This is a genomic window from Amycolatopsis sp. NPDC005003 (genome assembly GCF_053600695.1).
On the sequence record NZ_JBSGAI010000065.1, the window covers coordinates 1 to 18,453 of the forward strand.

Annotated in this window: 23 protein-coding genes; 15 read left to right on the plus strand and 8 right to left on the minus strand. The window is 72.5% G+C overall.

The annotated features are described in order from the left end of the window. Positions 1-119: 119 nt before the first annotated feature. Positions 120-851, minus strand: a complete 732-nt coding sequence (locus tag ACWED2_RS43735) for a FadR/GntR family transcriptional regulator (RefSeq protein WP_449696411.1) — start codon at positions 849-851, stop codon at positions 120-122. Between the two features lie 81 nt (positions 852-932). Here ACWED2_RS43735 and ACWED2_RS43740 point away from each other — a divergent pair, with 81 nt between their 5' ends. From ACWED2_RS43740 to ACWED2_RS43750, 3 genes are read left to right on the plus strand one after another with little or no spacing between them, the layout of a single operon-like run. Next, positions 933-1,067, plus strand: coding sequence for a hypothetical protein (locus ACWED2_RS43740; RefSeq protein WP_449696412.1), 135 nt, complete (start codon positions 933-935; stop codon positions 1,065-1,067). A gap of 5 nt (positions 1,068-1,072) precedes the next feature. Then, a complete protein-coding gene (locus tag ACWED2_RS43745) occupies positions 1,073-2,041 on the plus strand; it encodes an aldo/keto reductase (protein ID WP_449696413.1) in 969 nt (322 codons plus the stop codon). Further along, positions 2,038-2,889, plus strand: a complete 852-nt coding sequence (locus tag ACWED2_RS43750) for an amidohydrolase family protein (protein WP_449696414.1) — start codon at positions 2,038-2,040, stop codon at positions 2,887-2,889. Before ACWED2_RS43745 ends, ACWED2_RS43750 begins: the two co-directional genes overlap by 4 nt. A 36-nt stretch (positions 2,890-2,925) precedes the next feature. Here ACWED2_RS43750 and shbA read toward each other — a convergent pair whose 3' ends face one another. The 4 genes from shbA to ACWED2_RS43770 all read right to left on the minus strand — a co-directional run bounded on the left by shbA (position 2,926) and on the right by ACWED2_RS43770 (position 5,163). After that, a complete protein-coding gene (shbA, locus tag ACWED2_RS43755) occupies positions 2,926-3,582 on the minus strand; it encodes an RNA polymerase sigma factor ShbA (protein ID WP_449696415.1) in 657 nt (218 codons plus the stop codon). Between the two features lie 253 nt (positions 3,583-3,835). After that, positions 3,836-4,132, minus strand: a complete 297-nt coding sequence (locus tag ACWED2_RS43760; protein WP_449696416.1) for a DUF202 domain-containing protein — start codon at positions 4,130-4,132, stop codon at positions 3,836-3,838. Between the two features lie 171 nt (positions 4,133-4,303). Continuing rightward, entirely contained in the window at positions 4,304-4,672 is a 369-nt protein-coding gene (locus ACWED2_RS43765) for a YidH family protein (RefSeq protein WP_449696417.1), read from the minus strand. Between the two features lie 11 nt (positions 4,673-4,683). Continuing rightward, a complete protein-coding gene (locus ACWED2_RS43770) occupies positions 4,684-5,163 on the minus strand; it encodes a GtrA family protein (protein WP_449696418.1) in 480 nt (159 codons plus the stop codon). 147 nt (positions 5,164-5,310) lie between these two features. Between ACWED2_RS43770 and ACWED2_RS43775 the strand changes: the two genes are divergently transcribed. Next, on the plus strand, positions 5,311-5,721 hold the full coding sequence (locus ACWED2_RS43775; protein ID WP_449696419.1) for a hypothetical protein: 411 nt from the start codon (positions 5,311-5,313) through the stop codon (positions 5,719-5,721). Between the two features lie 80 nt (positions 5,722-5,801). Then, positions 5,802-6,095: an iron-sulfur cluster biosynthesis family protein gene (locus ACWED2_RS43780; protein WP_020644357.1), complete on the plus strand. Its 294-nt coding sequence runs from the start codon at positions 5,802-5,804 to the stop codon at positions 6,093-6,095. 111 nt (positions 6,096-6,206) lie between these two features. On the opposite strand, the gene ACWED2_RS43785 is transcribed toward ACWED2_RS43780, so the two are convergent. Genes ACWED2_RS43785 through ACWED2_RS43795 form a run of 3 tightly spaced genes read right to left on the minus strand, consistent with a single transcriptional unit; the run spans position 6,207 to position 10,396 of the window. Beyond that, complete coding sequence (locus ACWED2_RS43785; RefSeq protein WP_449696420.1) at positions 6,207-7,328, minus strand: glycerate kinase; 1,122 nt, start codon at positions 7,326-7,328, stop codon at positions 6,207-6,209. Further along, positions 7,325-8,269: a 2-hydroxyacid dehydrogenase gene (locus ACWED2_RS43790; protein ID WP_449696421.1), complete on the minus strand. Its 945-nt coding sequence runs from the start codon at positions 8,267-8,269 to the stop codon at positions 7,325-7,327. Before ACWED2_RS43790 ends, ACWED2_RS43785 begins: the two co-directional genes overlap by 4 nt. A 30-nt stretch (positions 8,270-8,299) precedes the next feature. Beyond that, positions 8,300-10,396: an alpha-galactosidase gene (locus tag ACWED2_RS43795; protein ID WP_449696422.1), complete on the minus strand. Its 2,097-nt coding sequence runs from the start codon at positions 10,394-10,396 to the stop codon at positions 8,300-8,302. 76 nt (positions 10,397-10,472) lie between these two features. Between ACWED2_RS43795 and ACWED2_RS43800 the strand changes: the two genes are divergently transcribed. From ACWED2_RS43800 to ACWED2_RS43845, 10 genes are all read left to right on the plus strand, one after another. Continuing rightward, positions 10,473-11,642, plus strand: a complete 1,170-nt coding sequence (locus ACWED2_RS43800; RefSeq protein ID WP_449696423.1) for an ROK family protein — start codon at positions 10,473-10,475, stop codon at positions 11,640-11,642. Between the two features lie 166 nt (positions 11,643-11,808). After that, positions 11,809-12,618, plus strand: a complete 810-nt coding sequence (locus ACWED2_RS43805) for a CoA transferase subunit A (protein WP_449696424.1) — start codon at positions 11,809-11,811, stop codon at positions 12,616-12,618. Next, positions 12,615-13,373 carry a CoA-transferase subunit beta gene (locus tag ACWED2_RS43810; RefSeq protein ID WP_449696425.1) on the plus strand — a complete coding sequence of 253 codons (759 nt, stop codon included), beginning with the start codon at positions 12,615-12,617 and terminating at the stop codon, positions 13,371-13,373. Before ACWED2_RS43805 ends, ACWED2_RS43810 begins: the two co-directional genes overlap by 4 nt. Then, positions 13,370-14,551, plus strand: coding sequence for a thiolase family protein (locus ACWED2_RS43815; protein ID WP_449696426.1), 1,182 nt, complete (start codon positions 13,370-13,372; stop codon positions 14,549-14,551). The genes ACWED2_RS43810 and ACWED2_RS43815 overlap by 4 nt, the downstream gene beginning before the upstream one ends. Positions 14,552-14,563: 12 nt before the next feature. After that, positions 14,564-15,301 carry a protocatechuate 3,4-dioxygenase subunit beta gene (pcaH, locus tag ACWED2_RS43820; RefSeq protein WP_449696427.1) on the plus strand — a complete coding sequence of 246 codons (738 nt, stop codon included), beginning with the start codon at positions 14,564-14,566 and terminating at the stop codon, positions 15,299-15,301. Beyond that, positions 15,298-15,852: a protocatechuate 3,4-dioxygenase subunit alpha gene (pcaG, locus tag ACWED2_RS43825; RefSeq protein WP_449696428.1), complete on the plus strand. Its 555-nt coding sequence runs from the start codon at positions 15,298-15,300 to the stop codon at positions 15,850-15,852. The genes pcaH and pcaG overlap by 4 nt, the downstream gene beginning before the upstream one ends. Positions 15,853-15,856: 4 nt before the next feature. Further along, the gene (gene pcaD, locus ACWED2_RS43830; RefSeq protein ID WP_449696429.1) at positions 15,857-16,624 is read left to right on the plus strand and encodes a 3-oxoadipate enol-lactonase; all 768 of its coding nucleotides are present in this window, start codon (positions 15,857-15,859) and stop codon (positions 16,622-16,624) included. Further along, positions 16,621-17,022 carry a 4-carboxymuconolactone decarboxylase gene (pcaC, locus tag ACWED2_RS43835; RefSeq protein WP_176172256.1) on the plus strand — a complete coding sequence of 134 codons (402 nt, stop codon included), beginning with the start codon at positions 16,621-16,623 and terminating at the stop codon, positions 17,020-17,022. The genes pcaD and pcaC overlap by 4 nt, the downstream gene beginning before the upstream one ends. A gap of 10 nt (positions 17,023-17,032) precedes the next feature. Then, a complete protein-coding gene (locus ACWED2_RS43840) occupies positions 17,033-17,866 on the plus strand; it encodes an IclR family transcriptional regulator domain-containing protein (RefSeq protein ID WP_449696430.1) in 834 nt (277 codons plus the stop codon). Continuing rightward, complete coding sequence (locus ACWED2_RS43845; protein WP_449696431.1) at positions 17,859-18,440, plus strand: nucleotidyltransferase family protein; 582 nt, start codon at positions 17,859-17,861, stop codon at positions 18,438-18,440. Before ACWED2_RS43840 ends, ACWED2_RS43845 begins: the two co-directional genes overlap by 8 nt. The last annotated feature ends 13 nt before the right edge of the window (positions 18,441-18,453 follow it).

Here is an 18,453-nt window from a genome sequence, read left to right on the forward strand (position 1 = left end):
CAATAATAAGAAGGAATACTAGATATTTGAAGATGTGAATGTAGTTCAGTCTTGTGATCTTCCGATCCCCGAATTACCACTCACGACGAGCCGGGTACGAGGAAGAGGTGAGAGTGCGGCTACGAGGCTTCCGCGTCCGGCTCGGCGTCCGCGTCGGCCACGGTCGGGTCGTCCGCGGTCCCGAGCGCGTTGCGCAGCCACTGCTCCACGCCCGCGACGTGCACGGTCGCCCACGAGCGGGCCAGTTCCGGCTCGCGCGCGGCGATGGCCTCGTAGATCGCCGTGTGCTGTTCGCGGGTCTTCGCGACCGCGCCCTCCTGGGTGAGGCCGCGCCAGATCCGGGCGCGGGCGGTCGGCCCGGAAAGGCTGTCGAGCAGCGAGCAGAGCACCGGGTTGCCGGAGCCGTCGGCGATCTTGCGGTGGAACTGCAGGTCGTTGGCGACCAGCGCTTCCACCGTCGGCGAGTCCTCGAGCTCGTGGAGCAGCGTGCCCAGCTCCGCGATGTCGGCGTCGCTCATGTGCAGCGCGGCCAGCGCGGTCGCGGCGGGCTCCAGGATCCGGCGCACGGCCAGGAAGTCGAGGACGGTGTCGTCGCGGTGGAAGTCGACCACGAACGTCATGGCGTCGAGCAGCAGGTTGGGCTCGAGGCTGGTGACGTACGTGCCGTCGCCCTGGCGGACGTCGAGGACCCTGATCAGGCACAACGCCTTCACGGCCTCGCGCAGGGAACTGCGCGAGAGCCCGAGCCGCTGGGCCAGCTCGGCCTCCTTCGGCAGCCGGTCGCCGGGCGCCAGCTCGCCGGAGATGATCATGTCCTTGATCTTGTCGATCGCGACATCGGTGACGGGCATCGCGTCCGCCTTCCCTGCAACAGACCTCGGATGTTTCGGTGGTGTTCCCCAGCGTGCCATGTCCCGGCGGAAGAGGGGGCGATGACCCACCAGCGCGCACCGGAACGAGTGGCCCCACCCACCCGGCCCGAGCCCGGGCGTAACGGTCCCGGCCTCTTCCACGTCCTCGAAGACACCGGCGTCGGGCCGGTCCGCGAACGGCCGGTGAAGGAGTGACCGCGTTGCAACTTTCCCTGTCCCCGCTGGGGCTCGGCTGCGCGCAGCTGGGCAACCTGTACCACGCGATCAGCGACGAGACGGCGGCCGCGACCGTCCGGCGCGCGTGGGACGAGGGCGTCCGCTACTTCGACACGGCGCCGCACTACGGCCTCGGCCTGTCGGAGGCCCGGCTGGGCGCGGTCCTGCGCACGTACCCGCGCGAGGAGTACGTGCTCTCGACGAAGGTCGGCCGCGTGCTGGAGCCGAACCCCGGCGGCGCCGGCGCCCGCGACGACCAGGGCTTCGCCGTCCCGGCCGCGTACCGGCGCCGGTGGGACTTCAGCCGCGACGGCGTCCTGCGGTCCCTGGACGACAGCCTGACCCGGCTCGGGCTCGACCGGGTCGACATCGTCTACGTCCACGACCCCGACGACCACTTCGAGGAGGCGCTGTCGGGGGCGTTCCCGGCGTTGCGCGCACTGCGCGAACAGGGCGTGATCGGCGCGTTCGGCGCCGGGATGAACCAGACGCCGATGCTGGCCGAGTTCGTCCGCCGCACCGACCTGGACGTGCTGCTGGTGGCCGGCCGCTACACGCTGCTCGACCAGCCCGCGCTGGACGAGCTGTTCCCGCTGTGCGCCGAGCGGGACGTCCGTGTGGTGGTCGGGGGCGCCTTCAACGGCGGGATACTGGCGACCGCCGAACCGGGCCGGGTCTACGACTACGCCGAAGCGCCCGCGGAGCTGGTCGAGCGGGCCGGGCGGATCGCCGGGATCTGCGCGCGGCACGGTGTCGAGCTGCCGGAAGCGGCACTGGCGCTGCCGATGGCGCATCCCGCGGTGGCCTCCGTGGTCGTCGGCGCGCACGATCCGGACCAGGTCACCGTGAACGCGCGGCGGGCGCGGGCGATCGTGCCGCCCGCCCTGTGGACCGAGCTGGTCGACGCGGGACTGCTGCGCGCCGACGTCGTCATCGCCGAAGGAGTCTCATGATCGACGCCCATCACCACCTGTGGGACCCGTCGCGGCGCGAGTACCCGTGGATGGCGGGGGACGCCATGGACCCGATCCGCCGTCCGTACACCGTCGACGACCTGCGCGCGGTGACGAAGGCGGCGGGTGTGCACGCGACGGTCCTGGTCCAGACGGTGTCGTCGGAAGCGGAGACGGCGGAGTTCCTCGCCACCGCGGCCGCGGAGCCGGTGATCGCGGGCGTGGTCGGCTGGGTGGACCTCACGGCCGGAGACGTCGCCGACCGGCTGGCCGCGTTCGACGGCCCGCTGGTCGGGATCCGGCACCAGGTGGAGGGCGAGCCGGACGACGACTGGCTGCTACGGCCGGAGGTCGTCGCGGGGCTGAGCACCGTGGCGGCGGCGGGGTTGGCCTTCGACCTGCTGGTACGCCCCGCGCAGCTGCCGGCCGCGACCGAGCTGGCGTTGCGCCTGCCGGAGCTGCGCCTGGTCCTCGACCACGCGGCGAAGCCCCCGATCGCGGCGGGGGAGTGGGAGCCCTGGGCGTCCGGCGTGGCCGCGCTGGCGGCGCGCGAAAACGTCGTGTGCAAGCTGTCCGGCCTGGTCACCGAGGCGGACTGGACGGGCTGGGAGGTCGGGCACCTGCGCCGGTACGTCGACCACGTCCTCGACGTGTTCGGCCCGGAGCGCCTGCTGTTCGGCTCGGACTGGCCGGTCTGCGAACTGGCGGCGTCCTACGAGGTGGTCCTCGACGCGGCGATCGCCCTGACGGGCTCGCTGTCGGACGCCGAGCGCCTGGCCGTGTTCGAGCACAACGCCCGTGCGGTCTACAAGCTGGACGCGGGCGGGGTCACCTCCTCCAGGGGGTAAAAAAGGTCACCCCGCCCGCCCGCCGGTGTGGTCTTCTCAGAACTCGTCGTCGCGGATCATGCCGCGCAGCCGGGTCAGGGCGCGGTGCTGCGTCACGCGGACGTTGCCCGGGGAGATCCCGAGCGCTTCGGCGGTCTCGGTCGCCGAGAAGCCGACGGCGATGCGCAGGGTCAGGATCTCCTGCTGCACCCGGGGCAGGGAAGCGAGCAGCCGGCCGAGGCGGGCACCGAGGTCGAGGTGCAGCGCGTGGCTTTCGGGCTCGTTGCCGGCGACCAGCGGGCGCTCCGGGAGCTCGGGGACGGGCTCGGAGCGGTCGCGGGCGACGGCGCGGTAGGCGTCGGCGACCTTGTTGGCCGCGATCGCGTGGACCAGGTAGAGGAAGGAGCCGCCGCGGTCCTGGTAGTCGGGCAGGGCCTTGAGCACGGCCAGGCAGACTTCCTGGGCGACGTCGTCGGCCGACAGGTAGGAGAGATCGCGGCCGCCCATGCGCGCGCGGCAGTAGCGGACCACCACCGGCTCGATCATCTGCAGCAGCGAGTGGATCGCCGCCGGGTTGCCCTCGCCCGCGTCCTTGACGAGGGGGTCGAGGTCCTCCTTGGTGAGCCGGCCGCCCGGGCGGGGCAGGGACTCCGGAGTGCGATAATCGCGAAGGCTGGAAGCGGATTGTTCGGTGGTGCTCGGCGGTGCTGTCATGGTCGTCTCCCCGGCCGACCCTCGACCGTCGCTGCCGGGGGTTCAACACTCCGTAACTGATCCATCGCAGATGCTCCAGTGGACTGGGGCTGATCTGCGTTCCGTGCGACGCAGGGTAATCGTAAGCACCTCCAGGTGGGTCAGTCCAGATTTCAACGACCAATACCCCGTTAGCAGTATCGACCGTGATGTTCCCGCGACCCGCGCCCGCACATTGCGATTAATCGGTTTCAGGATGTGCCGAGTTCACTCGTCAGTGGAAGACGACCACGGAAGCGGCCGTCGCGGTCACGGCGAGCGACGCGATTGCGGGCAGTACACGGCTCGGCGGCCCCGGTTCGGCGGCGCGCAAGGCCCGTTCGCGGCGCATCCCGATGCCCGCGAGCAGGGCAGATGTCCCGGCGGCGAGCAAAACGGGGATCAATGTGCCACCCCAATGGCGCTGGGCGGCGGAGTGCAGGAGCAGTACCGTGCAGGCGGCGGACGCGAGTGCGGTCCGCCGCCAGGCGAGCCCCGTGCGCTCGGCTTGGGCGCCCCCGGGGGTGGTCACGGCCGGATCTCGACGGGTGTGTCGGTACTTTTGACGTCACGATAATCGTGAACCGGCGGTATTCGCGTCCGGCTCGGCCCCTCGCCCGGAGCGGGCCCCGCGGCTCGTCGGGAATGCCGGGTGGACGGGCCGGTTTTCCCCGCCGTCACCGTCCGCAGCCTTTCGTGTCACTCATGGGACCACCAGGAGTACGGTCGCGGCGACGATCAGGGTGAGCAGCCCGCCGGTCAGCGCCAGGATCATCCGGCTCGGCGGCAGCGGTTCCCCGGCTCGCATCGCGATCTGCACCCGCCGCCACCGCGGGTACGCGGTCGCGGCGAGGGCGGCGGCCAGCGCGACGCACAGCCCGGCGAGCACCGTGCTCGCCGCGGCCGGCGACGGCACCAGCTGATGCACCGCGACGCCGCCGGCGAGGAGACCGAGGGCCGTCCGGAGCCAGGCGAGGAAGGTGCGTTCGTTGGCCAGCGTGAAGCGGTAGTCCGGTTCGGTGCCGCCTGCGTGGGGCTTGATGTCGTTCCGCTTCGAGTCTTCCGACGCCACGCTCGCAGACGCTAGCCGGTGTGGGCGGCCGGGGCCGGTCCGGTGCGGTGCGCGAAGACCCACCAGCGCAGCACGGCGAACCGCACGAACCCGCCGACCAGGCTGGCCAGCAGCAGCGTGCCGGTCTCCTCCCACGACGTCGGCCGGTCGACGAAGGCGTCGAGCAGCGCCAGCACGGCCGAGCCGTACAGGGCGTAGAAGGCGAAGGTGAGCAGGTCCTGCAGGTGCCGCTTCCCGGCGTTGCTGTGGCGTCCGGCGAAGGTGACGCGGCGGTGGAACTCGGTGTTCCCGACCGTGGTGAGCGCGATCGCGACCAGGTTCGCCGCCTGCGAGCCGAGCTCGTCGCGCAGCAGGAGGAACAGAACGGCCTGGACGCCGGTTGTCACTACGCCGGCGACGACGTACCAGGCGGCGTGCGTGCCGAGTTCGTGGTGCCGGTCCGGGTCGGTGGCGAGCAGCCGGTGTTCCGGTGCGCACCTGGTGGTGGCCATGATCCCAACCTAGCTGACATTCACAAACTTGTGAATGTGTTAAACCCGTTGAAGAAATGTGATCCCGGTGACAGCGGCGGGTTTCGCGGCCCCGCCGGCCGGGGTAGGTCACCGGCGACGACAACTTCGAGGCGCCCAGGAGGGCCAGTGAGTGACCGTGACTCGGCCGAACCGCAGAGCTTGAGCCCCAGCGAGGCGCTGGACGAGGACGAACTGCGGGTGGATTCGCTCGAGGAGGGCATCGAGCCGCCGGAGCACTGGAGTGCCGCCGACCGCTACGGCACGACGCCGCGGGAAATCCGCGAAGGCGAGCCGATGGACCAGCGCCTGGCCGAAGAGGTGCCGGACGCCGAGCCGGAGCCGGTCCCCGAGCGCCCGCTCGCGGCGACGCCGGCGGCGGAGCTCGACGAGACGATCGAGGACGCGCCGCCGGACTTCGAGCCGGTGGCGCCGGAGGAGACGGTGCCCCGCCGCCATTCGAACCAGGGCCGCCGCGAGACGACGGACTACGCGGGCGAATCGGTGGCGGACGCCATTCGCGCGGCGCGCCAGGGCTGATCCGCTCAGACTGCGCGTCCGTTCGGACCCCCCTAGCGTGGGGCTCAGTCATCGGACCGCGACGAAGGGAAGGCCGAAAGATGCTGACCGTGACCGAAGCCGCCGCCGAGGCGATCACCGCCCTGACGAGCCAGGGGGAGGGCGACGCCGGGCTCCGCTTGGCGGTCCAGAACGCCGACGGCGAAAGCGCCCAGCTGGCGCTGTCGGTGGCTCCCGAGCCCGCCGAGGGCGACAGCGTGCTGGGAGCCGAGGAGGGCCCGAAGGTGTTCCTCGAACCCCAGGCGGCGGCGCTGCTGGACGACAAGGTGCTCGACGTCCAGGAGGACGAAGCGGGCGGTGTGGCGTTCGCCGTGCTGCCCCAGCACACGAGCTGACCTCGGCGGACGGGCCTTTCGCTCTTCGGGCGCGGAAGGTCCGTTCGCCGGCGGGCAGCGCCTCGGCGTCCGGCCGTCTCGCTTCGCTTCAGGGCGAATGGTGTGCCGTGGTCACCCCTCCCGCCAAGCGCGCACCAGCTCCGCCGCGCGCTCCCGCAGCAGCTCCGCGGCATGACTCCGCGCGTGCTCGAGCGAAGGCGCGTGGTCGATCAGCGCGCTGCTCCCCACCACTCCCAGCCGCGCCAGCCCGGCCGCGTCCAGCTGGATCCGGCCCGCCAAGGCCAGCAGCGGCACCCCGCGCGGCCGTGCCCGGTCGGCGATGCCCGCCGGGGCCTTGCCGTTCAGGCTCTGCTCGTCCAGCGATCCCTCGCCCGTGATGACCAGATCCGCTCCCGCCAGCGCCGCGTCCACCCCGGTCAGGCCCGCGATCAGGGCGAACCCGGATTCGACCGACGCACCCAGCGCGATCGCCGCGGCCGCCACCCCGCCGCCGGCACCCGAGCCCGGCACCCGCGTGACGTCCGGCGCCCCGCCCACCTGCAGCGCGTGCGCCCACCGCCCGAGGCCCTCGTCGAGCAGCGCCACCTCCGACGGCCCGGCGCCTTTCTGCGGCCCGAACACCGCCGCCGCGCCGTTCGGGCCCAGCAACGGGTTCGTCACGTCGGTGGCGACCGCCACGCGCACGCCGTCCAGCCGCTCGCGCACCGGGGTCAGTTCCGTCGACGCCACCCGCGTCAGCGTCCCGCCGCCCAGGCCGACGGGTGCGCCGAACGCGTCCAGCACGCCCGCGCCGAGAGCCCCCAGCATGCCGGCGCCGCCATCGGTGCTGGCCGTGCCGCCGACGGTGAGCACGAGCCGCTTCGCGCCGTGCACCAACGCATCCGCCAGCAGTTCGCCGACGCCCCAGGTGTGCGCGGCCAGCGCCGTCGCCGGTGACGGATCGACGAATTCGATGCCGCAGGCGCGCGCCGATTCGATGTACGCCGTGCCGTCCAGCACCGCGTACCGCGCCTTGACCGGCTCCTCGAGCGGCCCGCGGACGGAGAGCCGCACGATCCGCGCGCCCGCGGCTTCCAGCACGTCCAGGGTGCCTTCGCCGCCGTCGGCCACCGGGCAGGTGACGATGTCCGCGTCCGGCAAGGCATCGCGCACGCCGAGCGCGATCGCTTCCGCGGCCTCGACCGCGGTGAGACTGCCCTTGAACTTGTCGGGCGCGATGACGACCCGGGTCACGGCTTCACCTCCGTCAGCGGGGGACGCCCGGCGAGCACCGCCGCGACGTTGCGCGCGGCCAGCACGGCCATCGCGGTGCGGGTTTCGACCGTCGCCGACCCCAGGTGCGGGCTGAGCACGACGTCGTCCCGGCCGAGCAGCCGCGGTTCGACCTCGGGCTCCTTTTCGAACACGTCGAGCGCCGCGCCGGCGATCTCCCCGGCTTCGAGCGCGTCGGCCAGCGCGGCTTCGTCGACGACCGGGCCGCGAGTGGTGTTCACCAGGTACGCCCCGGGTTTCATGGCGCGCAACGCGGCGGCGTCGACGAGGTGCCGCGTCTCGGGCGTCAGCGGGCAGTGCAGCGAGACGACGTCCGAACGCGCCAGCAGCTCCTCGAACGACAGGTACTCGGCGTCCGTGTCCTTTTTGGACCGTCCGGAGTAGACGACCGACATCCCGAACGCCGACGCCCGCTTGGCCATCGCCTGCCCGATCTGCCCGAACCCGACGATGCCGAGCGTTTTGCCCTGCAGCCCGGAGCCGAGCAGGAAGCCGAGGTGGAACGACCACGGCGTGCGCGAGCGCAGCAGCCGTTCGCCCTCGCCGAGGCGCCGCGTGACGGCGAGCAGCAGGCCGAAGGCGAGGTCGGCGGTCGCGTCGGTGAGCACACCCGGCGTGTTGGTGACGACGATCCCGCGGGAAGCCAGCGCGGCGACGTCCACGTTGTCGTACCCGACGGCGACGTTCGCCACCACCTTCAGCTGCGGCCCGGCGGCGTCGGCCAGCGCGCCGTCGAGCCGGTCGTGCAACATGCCCACCACCGCCGACGCGCCGGCGACGAACTCGTGCAGTTCCGCAGGCGTCAGCGGACGATCGGCGGGGGAGACCTCCACGTCGCCTGCTTCGGCGAGGAGCTTCACCGCGTCGTCGGGAATCCATCGGGTCACCGCGATCTTGGCCACGACGACAGCCTAGGCCAAGGCACCGACAATTCAGGCCACGCGCGTCAGCCGCACCACCGCGCTCGCGTACCCGCTGCCGGGGAAGACGACGGCCAGCCCGTGGCTGAGCAACACGGCGCCGTGGTGCACGACGCCGTCTTGGTCGCGGTAGACCCCGGCGGGATCCAGCCCCGCGAGCCGCGGCGGGGTGAACGGCCGCGCGAACTCCGTCGGCCGCCGCCAGAAGAAGACGACAGCGGAATCGCCGAGCACGTACTGCACCGCGGTCAGCGCCGAAACCGCCGGATCGGCCAGCCGGTACAGCGTTCCGTGCTGCACGACGGGCCGGATCTCCTTGTACAGCGCCACGAGCGACGCCGCTTCGGCGAGTTCGTCCGGTGTCCAGCGCGGCAGGTCGCCGCCCAGGCCGAGCACGCCCGCCATCGCCACGTGGAACCGGAAGCTCAGCGGTGCCTCCCGCCGCGTGGCCGGGTTCGGGCTGTCGGTCACCCAGGCCGACATCGTGCCCGCGGGGTAGACCTGGCCGTAGCCGTGCTGGATGGTGATCCGGTCGGCGGCGTCGGTGTTGTCCGACGCCCAGATCTCGTCGGTGCGCGCGAGGATGCCCAGGTCGGTGCGGCCGCCGCCGCCCGCGCAGCCCTGGATCCGCAGGGCGGGGTGGTCGGCGCGCAGCCGGTCCAGGATCGCGTAAACCGCCCGGATGTGGCCGACCCACAGCCGCTGCGCGTCGGCACCCGCCTCGGGCCAGCCGGCCTCGGTGAACGCGCGGTTCATGTCCCACTTGAGGTAGTCGATGCCGTGCTCGCGCACCAGGCCGTCGAGCCACTTGTGGGCCCATTCGGCGACGTCGGGGCGCGCGAAGTTCAGCACGAGCTGGTTGCGCAGCGTCGTGCGTTCCCGGTTGGCCATGTGCAGCACCCAGTCCGGGTGCGCGCGGTAGAGGTCGCTGTCCGGGTTGACCATCTCCGGCTCGACCCACAGCCCGAACTGCATCCCGAGCGCGTGCACCGCGTCGACCAGCGGCCGCAGCCCGCACGGGAAGCGCCGGTCGTTGGCGATCCAGTCACCGAGCCCGGCCGAGTCGCCGGTGCGGGCGCCGAACCACCCGTCGTCCATGACGAACAGTTCCGCGCCGAGCTTCGCGGCCGCCGCGGCCAGGCCGGTCTCCGTCTTTTCGTCGACGTCCCAGCCGGTCGCCTCCCACGAGTTGTAGACGATCGGCCGCAGCTCACCGGGGTGCGGCTGGACGAACTCGCGCACGTACGCGTGCCACCGCCGGCTGGTGCCGCCGAAGCCGTCGGCCGCGTAGAGCCCGGCGAACACCGGCGTCTCCCACGTCTCGCCCGGCTGCAGCCGCCACGAGACGTGCTCGTGGCCGGACCCGCCGGTCCACGTGACGCGGCCGGTGTGCGTGCGCTCCACCGTGATCCGCCAGCTCCCGCTCCACGCCAGCGCGGTGCTCCACACTTCACCGGCGGTCTCCGTCGCGTCGCCCGCGTCGAGCATCACCCACGGGTTGACCTGGTGGCTGGAGGAGCCGCGACGGCTGGTGAGCGTGGTTTCGCCGACCGGCAGCGGTTCCCGCAGCACGGTGTACTCGGCGTTCCAGGCGCCGGAGGTGTGGCTCAGCCGCGCGCCGTCGCGCCGGGGGAGCGTCCACGACGCGGAATCCGTGCGCAGCAGGGCGATCGGCTCTTCGGAGCCGGTGTGCCGCAGCGACGTCCAGCGCTCGACGACGTCACCGCGGACGCGGTAGTGCAGGGACAGCTCGAGGGGGTAGTGCCGGTCGGCGAGCCGCACGACGAGCGTGTCGTCTTCGCGCGCGAAGCCGTCGTAACGCCACTCGAGCGCCGAAGTCCCGTCGGCGTACCGGACGGCCAGCGCCGGGACGCCGAAGAACGCGCCGCCCTCGGCGGGGAGCTCCTGCCGCTCGTCGCCGGGCTCGTCGAAGCTGCTGTCGGCCGGGTTGCGGCGCTCGGCGACCTGCGTGGCCTGGGCCAGCGTGAGCGGCGGTCCCCAGTGGACGTGCCGCGGGCGGTCGTCAGCGTCCAGGCGGAAGGCGTACGAGCTCTCGGGGGTGCGCAGCAGCCAGAGCCGGCGCGCGGGGTCGTGTTCGACGAGCGACATGTCCGACAGCGTAGGGGCGACCAGCGGAAAAATAAATTCTTGACGAAGTTAATTAAATCTCCCTACTCTTCCGGCCATGCCTCGCAGCGCACCGGCAAGGGCGCCGATCACCAGCCCCGCGGCCGCGACCGTGTTCGCCACGGTCCTGACCGAAGGGCCGGTGTCGCGGGTCGACGTCGCCCGCCGGACGGGGCTTTCCTCCGCCGCGGTCACCAAGGCGGCCCGGCCCTTCATCGACGCCGGCTACCTCGAGGAACTCGCCTCCGGAGGCCGCACCACCCCCGGCGCCGGCCGCCCGGCGAGCCCCCTCGCGGTCCGGCCTGACCGCGAGTACTTCGCCGGCGTCAAGATCACCGGTGACGACCTGATCGGCGTGGTCGCCGACCTGCGCGCCGACGTCCGGGCCACGGCCCGCCGCGCGTTGCCCGGCCACGACGTCGAGCACGTCGTCCGCGCGCTGGCCGGCCTCGTCGAGGCGCTCCTGACCGGAGACCTCCGCGAGCGCGCCTACTGCCTGGGGGTGGCGGTGTCCGGCGACGTCGACCGGGTGTCCGGTGTCGTCCGGTACTCCCCGTTCCTCGGCTGGCGGGACGTCCCGCTGGCTGCACTGCTGGAAGAGGTGACCGGGCTGACCGTGACCCTCGAGAACGACGTCAAGGCCCTCGCCGTCGCCGAGCAGTGGTTCGGCGAGGGTGTCGGGACGTCGTCGTTCGCGCTGGTCACCGTGGGGACGGGGATCGGCGGCGCCCTGGTGGTGAACGGCGACCTGGTCCGCGGCGCGCACGGCGTCGCCGGCGAGATCGGGCACGTCCCGGTCGCCGGCGGCGGGCCTTCGTGCCACTGCGGCGGCCGTGGTTGCGTCGAGGCGATCGCGTCCACCGAGGCGATCCTCGCCCTCGCCCGGGAAGTCTCCGGAGAGCCCGCCTTGACCATGGAAGACGCGGTGGCGCGCGCCCGCGGCGGCGACGAACCGCTGCGGGAAGTCTTCGCCGGGGCGGGGCACGCGATCGGGCTGGGGCTGGCCGCGCTGGTCAACCTGTTCGGCCCGGAGCGCGTGGTCGTCTCGGGTGAGGGCGTCGCCGCCTACGACCTGTTCGAGGACCGGATCCGCCGGACCTTCGCGGTCCAGGCGTTCGGCAGTGCCGCCCGGTGCGGCCTGGTGATCCGGCCGCTGCCGTTCGAGGAGTGGGCGCGGGGTGCGGCCGCCGTCGCCATCCGAAGCCTTTTCGTCGCCGAGGGCGGCTGACTCAGCTTCCCGAAGGGGACTTTCCCCGCCTGGGTGGCGGGGAAAGTCCCCTTCGACGTGCGTGCGTCATCCATTGGGTGGAAGACGTCTGGTCGGGTCTCCGGTCGCCGTGCTATGTTCGGTTGCAGAACGAGTGTGCGGAATGCGAACGGATGCGGAGCGTGGGATGGCAGAGCTGCTGTCACTGGAGGAGGCCGTGGCCCGGCTGGTGCACGACGGCGACACCGTCGCGCTCGAAGGGTTCACGCACCTCATCCCGGTCGCGGCCGGGCAGGAGATCATCCGGCAGCGCAGGCGTGATCTCACGCTGGTGCGGATGACCCCGGACATCGTCTACGACCAGTTGATCGGCGCCGGTTGCGCGCGGAAGCTGATCTTCTCGTGGGGTGGCAACCCGGGCGTCGGCTCGCTGCACCGGTTCCGTGACGCCGTCCAGCACGACTGGCCGGTGCCACTGGAAATCGAGGAACACAGCCACGCGGGCATGGCGAACCGGTACGTGGCCGGCGCGTCCGGCCTGCCGTTCGCGGTGCTGCGCGGCTACACGGGCACCGACCTCCCGGCGCAGACGGCCACGATCAAGCCGATCACCTGCCCGTTCACCGGCGAGAAGCTGACGGCGGTCCCGGCGCTGAACCCGGACGTCACGATCATCCACGCCCAACGCGCCGACCGCGCCGGCAACGTGCAGATGTGGGGCATCACGGGTGTCCAGAAGGAAGCGGTGCTGGCGGCCGGGCGCTCGATCGTGACGGTCGAGGAAGTCGTCGACGAGCTGGAGCCCCGCCCCGGCGCGGTGGTCCTTCCGGCGTGGGTGGTCACCGCGGTGGCCGAGGTGCCGGGCGGCGCGAAGCCGTCGTACGCGGCGGGTTACTACGAGCGGGACAACGCCGCGTACCAGGCGTGGGACGAGGTGGGCCGCGACCGCGAGGAGTTCACGAAGTGGCTGAACGAGCTGACCGGGGTGACGGCATGAGCGCGGACTACACCGCCGACGAGATGATGAGCGTCGCGGCGGCCCGCGCCCTCGGCGACGGCACGTCCTGCTTCGTCGGCATCGGCCTCCCGAGCAAGGCGGCGAACCTCGCCCGCCGGGCGCACGCGCCGAACCTCACGCTGATCTACGAATCCGGCTGCCTGGGCGCCAAGCCGTCGCGCCTGCCCCTGTCGATCGGCGACGGCGAGCTGGCCGACACGGCGGACGCGGTGATCAGCGTGCCGGAGGTGTTCAACTACTGGCTCCAGCCGGGCCGCATCGACGTGGGCTTCCTGGGCGCGGCCCAGCTGGACAAGTTCGGCAACATCAACACGACGGTGATCGGCTCGGACTACCGCGACCCGAAGGTGCGCCTCCCGGGCGCGGGTGGCGCCCCGGAGATCGCGGCCTCCTGCGGCGAGGTGTTCATCGTCCTGCGCCAGAACCCCCGGGCTTTCGTGGAGAAGGTGGACTTCGTGACGTCGTTCGGCCACGGAACCGGAAAGGGCGACCGCGAGAGGCTCGGCCTCCCCGGCCGCGGCCCGACGCTGGTGGTCACGGATCTGGGCCTCCTGCGCCCCGACCCGGAGACCGCCGAGCTGACGTTGACGCAGCTCCACCCCGGCGTGGACCTCGACAGCGCCATCGCGGCCACGGGGTGGAAACTGAAGGTGTCCGACGACCTCGAGACCACCCCGGCGCCCACGGAGCAGGAGCTGACCCTCCTGCGAGACCTGGAGAAGGCGAGCGCATGACCGACGTCTACATCCTCGACGCGATCCGCACCCCGTTCGGCCGCTACGGCGGCGCGCTGGCCGGCGTCCGCCCCGACGATCTCGCCGCCGGCGTCCTCAAGGCCCTGCAGCGGCGCAACGACCTCGATCCCTCCACAGTGGACGAAGTCACCCTCGGCGACGCGAACGGCGCGGGCGAGGACAACCGCAACGTCGCCCGCATGGCGGCCCTCCTCGCCGGCTGGCCGACGACCGTGCCCGGCAGCACGGTCAACCGCCTCTGCGGCTCCGGCCTCGACGCGGCCATCCAGGCCAGCCGCGCGATCCAGACCGGCGATGCCTCCCTCGTCGTCGCGGGCGGCGTCGAGTCCATGACCCGCTCGCCCCTGGTCATGCCGAAGCCCGAGAAGGCGTTCCCCGCCGGCAACCAGACCCTCTACAACACCGCCCTCGGCTGGCGCATGGTCAACCCGGCGATGCCGTCGCAGTGGACGGTCTCCCTCGGCGAGTCCACCGAGCAGCTCGCCGAGCGCTACGGCATCGGCCGCGACGAGCAGGACGCCTTCGCCGCCCGCAGCCACGTCAACGCCGCCAAGGCGTGGGACGAGGGCTTCTACGACGACCTGGTCGTCCCGGTCGAAGGCGTCGACCTGGCTCGCGACGAAGGCATCCGCCCGGACTCCAGCCCCGAGAAGCTCGCCAAGCTGAAGCCGGTGTTCCGCAAGGAAAACGGCACCGTCACGGCCGGCAACGCCTCGCCGCTGAACGACGGCGCCTCGGCCCTCCTCCTCGGCGACGAAGCGACCGCGCAGCGCCTGAACAAGGCCCCGCTGGCCCGGATCGCCGGCCGCGGCGCGGCGGGCGTCGACCCGGACGTCTTCGGCATCGGCCCGGTGCGCGCCGCGGAGATCGCCCTCGAACGCGCCGGCATCGGCTGGGACGACCTGGCCGCGGTCGAGCTCAACGAAGCCTTCGCCGCGCAGTCGCTGGCCTGCCTGCGCGACTGGAAGGACCTCGACCCGGAGATCGTCAACACCCACGGCGGCGCGATCGCCATCGGGCACCCGCTCGGCGCGTCCGGCGGCCGGATCCTCGGCACCCTGGCCCACGACCTGCACCGTCGCGGCGGGGGCTGGGGCCTGGCCGCCATCTGCATCGGCGTCGGCCAGGGCCTGGCCGTCGTCCTCGAAGGCCGGTAAAGGAGAACGGGAATGGCCACGCCGACCGAATTCAGGCTGCCGCGCTACGGGGAAGAGCCCGAAGGCACCCACCCGCCGCTGGACTCCAGCGGCTACCGGTCCACCGCGCTGCGGCACCCGAAGCAGGACCTCGTCCTGCTCCCGCAGATGCTCACCGAGGTCACCGGCCCGCTGCTGGGGCCCGGCCGCCTCGGCGAGCACGACAACGACCTCACCCGGCAGCACGCCGGCGAGCCGCAGGGCCAGCGCATCATCGTCACCGGGCGCCTCCTCGACGGCGACGGCCGGCCGGTGCGCGACTCGCTCGTCGAGATCTGGCAGGCGAACGCGGGCGGCCGCTACCGGCACACCGGCGACCGCTGGCCGTCGCCGCTCGACCCGAACTTCGACGGCGTCGGCCGCACCCTGACCGACAGCGACGGCCGCTACACCTTCACCACCATCAAGCCGGGCGCCTACCCGTGGAAGAACCACGACAACGCCTGGCGCCCGGCGCACATCCACTTCTCGGTGTTCGGCTCGGCGTTCACCCAGCGGCTGGTCACCCAGATGTACTTCCCGGACGACCCGCTGTTCTCCCAGGACCCGATCTTCAACTCGATCCCGGACGAGAAGGCCCGGCAGCGGATGGTCTCGCGGTACGACCACGACATCACGCAGGCCGAGTGGGCGCTCGGCTTCCAGTTCGACATCGTGCTGCGCGGGCGCGACGCGTCGGTGTTCGAAGAGGAAGAGGACGAGGACGAATGACCAAGCTGCTCCCCACCCCTTCGCAGACCGTCGGCCCGTACCTCTCGATCGGGCTGCCCTGGCCCGACGGCCCGCACGTCGTGCCCGAGGGCACGCCCGGCGCGTTCTGGATCCGGGGGATCGTCCGCGACGGCAACGGCGACCCGGTCCCGGACGCCATGATCGAGACCTGGCAGGCCGATCCGGAAGGCGGCTTCCGCCACCCCGACGACCCGCGCGGCGCGGCGGACGGCGAGTTCCGCGGCTTCGGCCGCTGCCCGACGGAAACCGACGGCACGTACGGCATCCTCACCCTGCTCCCGGGCGCGGTGCCCGGCGAGGGCGGCGCCATGCAGGCCCGGCACATCGACGTCTCGGTCTTCGCGCGCGGCCTGCTCAACCGGGTCGTCACGCGGATCTACTTCGAGGACCAGGACAACTCCGGCGACCCGGTGCTGGCGACGGTCCCCGAGGAGCGGCGCGGCACGCTGATCGCGGCGAAGACCGAGGACGGCTACCGCTTCGACGTGCGGCTGCAAGGCGACGGCGAGACCGTCTTCTTCCGGGTGTGATGCCGTGAAGCTGCACTGGGTCGCGGAAGGCCCCGACGACGGGCCGGTGGTCGTGTTCGGCGGGTCGCTCGGCAGCGACCTGCGGATGTGGGAACCCCAGGTCGCGCCGCTGGCCGAGCGCGGGTTCCGGGTGGTCCGGTACGACACGCGCGGGCACGGCGCTTCGCCGGTCCCGCCGGGGCCCTACGAACTCGAAGACCTGGGTGCCGACGTCGTGGAGCTGCTCGACGAGCTCGGCGCCCAGCGGGTGCATCACGTGGGCCTCTCGCTCGGCGGCATGACGGGGATGTGGCTCGGCATCCACGCGCCGGACCGGATCGCGAGCCTGGTGCTGTGCTGCACCTCCGCCAAGCTCGGCCCGCCGTCGATGTGGGCGGAGCGGGCCCGCACGGTCCGCGCCGAGGGCACCGCGGCGGTGGCCGAGGCGGGCGTGAGCCGCTGGCTGACACCCGCCTACCGCGAACTTCACCCGGAGCGGGCCGAGTTCCTCCGGGCGATGATCGCCGCGGTGACGGCGGAGGGCTACGCGGCCTGCTGCGGCGCGATCGAGCGGATGGACCTGCTGGAGCTGCTCCCGAAGATCACCGCGCCCACCCTGGTCATCGCGGGCGCGGAAGACCCGGCGACCTCGCCGGCCGAGCACGCGCGGCCGATCGCCGAGGGCATCCCCGGTGCGCGGCTGGAGGTCGTGGCGGACGCCGCGCACCTGGGCAGTTACGAGCAGCCGGGGGAGTTCACCCGGCTGATCCTGGAGCACTTGGAGCGAGTTTGACGGACCGCCACGAGCAGGGCATGAAGGTGCGGCGCGAGGTGCTCGGCGACGAGCACGTAGACCGCGCGGTCGCGGGCACCACGGACTTCAGCCGCCCGTTCCAGGACTACATCACCGAGGGCGCGTGGGGTTCGGTGTGGGCCCGCGACGGCCTGGACCGCCGCACGCGCAGCTGCGTGACGCTGGCGGCGCTCACCGCGCTGCACGCGCACAACGAGCTGGCGATGCACGTCCGCGCGGCGGTCCGCAACGGCCTGACGGCGGCGGAGATCGGCGAGGTCCTGCTGCACACGGCGGTCTACGCCGGTGCCCCGGCGGCGAACGCGGCGTTCGCCATCGCCCAGCGCACCCTGGCCGAGCTCGGCGAGCCGAGCGCCGTGCCGAAAGACGCCGGATAGGGTGCCGGGCATGGACGTGACGAGGCCGTCGTTGGACGTCCGGCTGGACGGCGAACCGGCGCACCGCGGTGCCCACCACGTGCAGTCGCTCGAGCGCGGGCTGGCCGTGATCAAGGCGTTCCACGCGGGCGCGTCGGAGCTGACGTTGAGCGACGTGGCCCGCGCGACGGGCCTCACCCGAGCGGCGGCGCGGAGATTCCTCCTGACCTTGGCCGACCTGGGCTACGTCCGCACCGACGGCAAGTACTTTTCGCTGACGGCCAGGGTGCTGGAGCTGGGCTACGCGTACCTGTCGAGTATGACGCTGCCGGAGGTCGCCCAGCCGCACCTGGAGCACCTGTCGGCGACCGTGCACGAGTCGAGTTCGGTCTCGGTGCTGGAGGGCACCGACATCGTGTACGTGGCGCGGGTGGCGGTCTCCCGGATCATGACGGTGAGCATCAACGTGGGCACCCGCTTCCCGGCGTACGCGACATCGATGGGCCACGTGCTTCTGGCCGGTCTCACCGAGCCGGAGCTGGCGGCGTATTTCCAGGTGGCGAGCCTGGACCGGCTGACGGACCACACGGTGACGGCCCCCGCCCACCTGCGCAAGGAGCTGGCCAAGGTGGCCGGCCAGGGCTGGGCGATGGTGGACCAGGAACTGGAGGAAGGCCTCCGCTCGGTGGCGGCCCCGATCCACGGCCGGACGGGCCGAGTGGTGGCGGCGGTCAACCTGTCGACCCACGCGAGCCGCACCACCGCGGAGTCGGTGCGGAAGGACCTGGTGCCACCACTGCTGGAGGCGGCGCGGGCCATCGAAGCGGACCTGGCGGTCGGATCCCCGCAGAGTGCCCGTGGCTGAGCCGCCCGTTGCCGGGCTCCTGCTCGCCGCCGGTGCCGGGCGCCGGTTCGGCGGCCCCAAAGCCCTCGCCCAGGTCGACGGGGAACCGCTCGTCCTCCGTGCCCTCCGCACCCTCACCGCCGCCGGGTGCGATCCCGTGCGGGTCGTCGTCGGGGCCGCTGCCGAGCAGGTCCGTGCCCTCCTGCCCGATCCCGCCGAAGCCGTTCTCGCCGAGGACTGGGCCACCGGCATGGGTGCCTCCCTCCGTGCCGGCCTGACCGCGCTCGAAACCACCGACCGCGCCGCCGCGCTCGTCCACCTCGTCGACCTCCCGTGGGTCGGTGCCGACGTCCTCGCCCGCCTCACCGCCCACGCCGGCCCCGAAGCCGTCGCCCGTGCGGCCTACGACGGCGTCCCCGGCCACCCCGTCCTGCTCGGCCGCCGCTGGTGGGGGGAGGTCGCGAGGAGCGCCCAGGGTGACCGCGGCGCCCGGGACTGGCTCGCCACCCGCGAGGACCTCGTCTTGATCGAGTGCGGCGACCTCGGCAGCGGCCGGGACGTCGACCGCCCCGGTGATCTGGCGGGTCCGGCCTGAACACCTACGATCG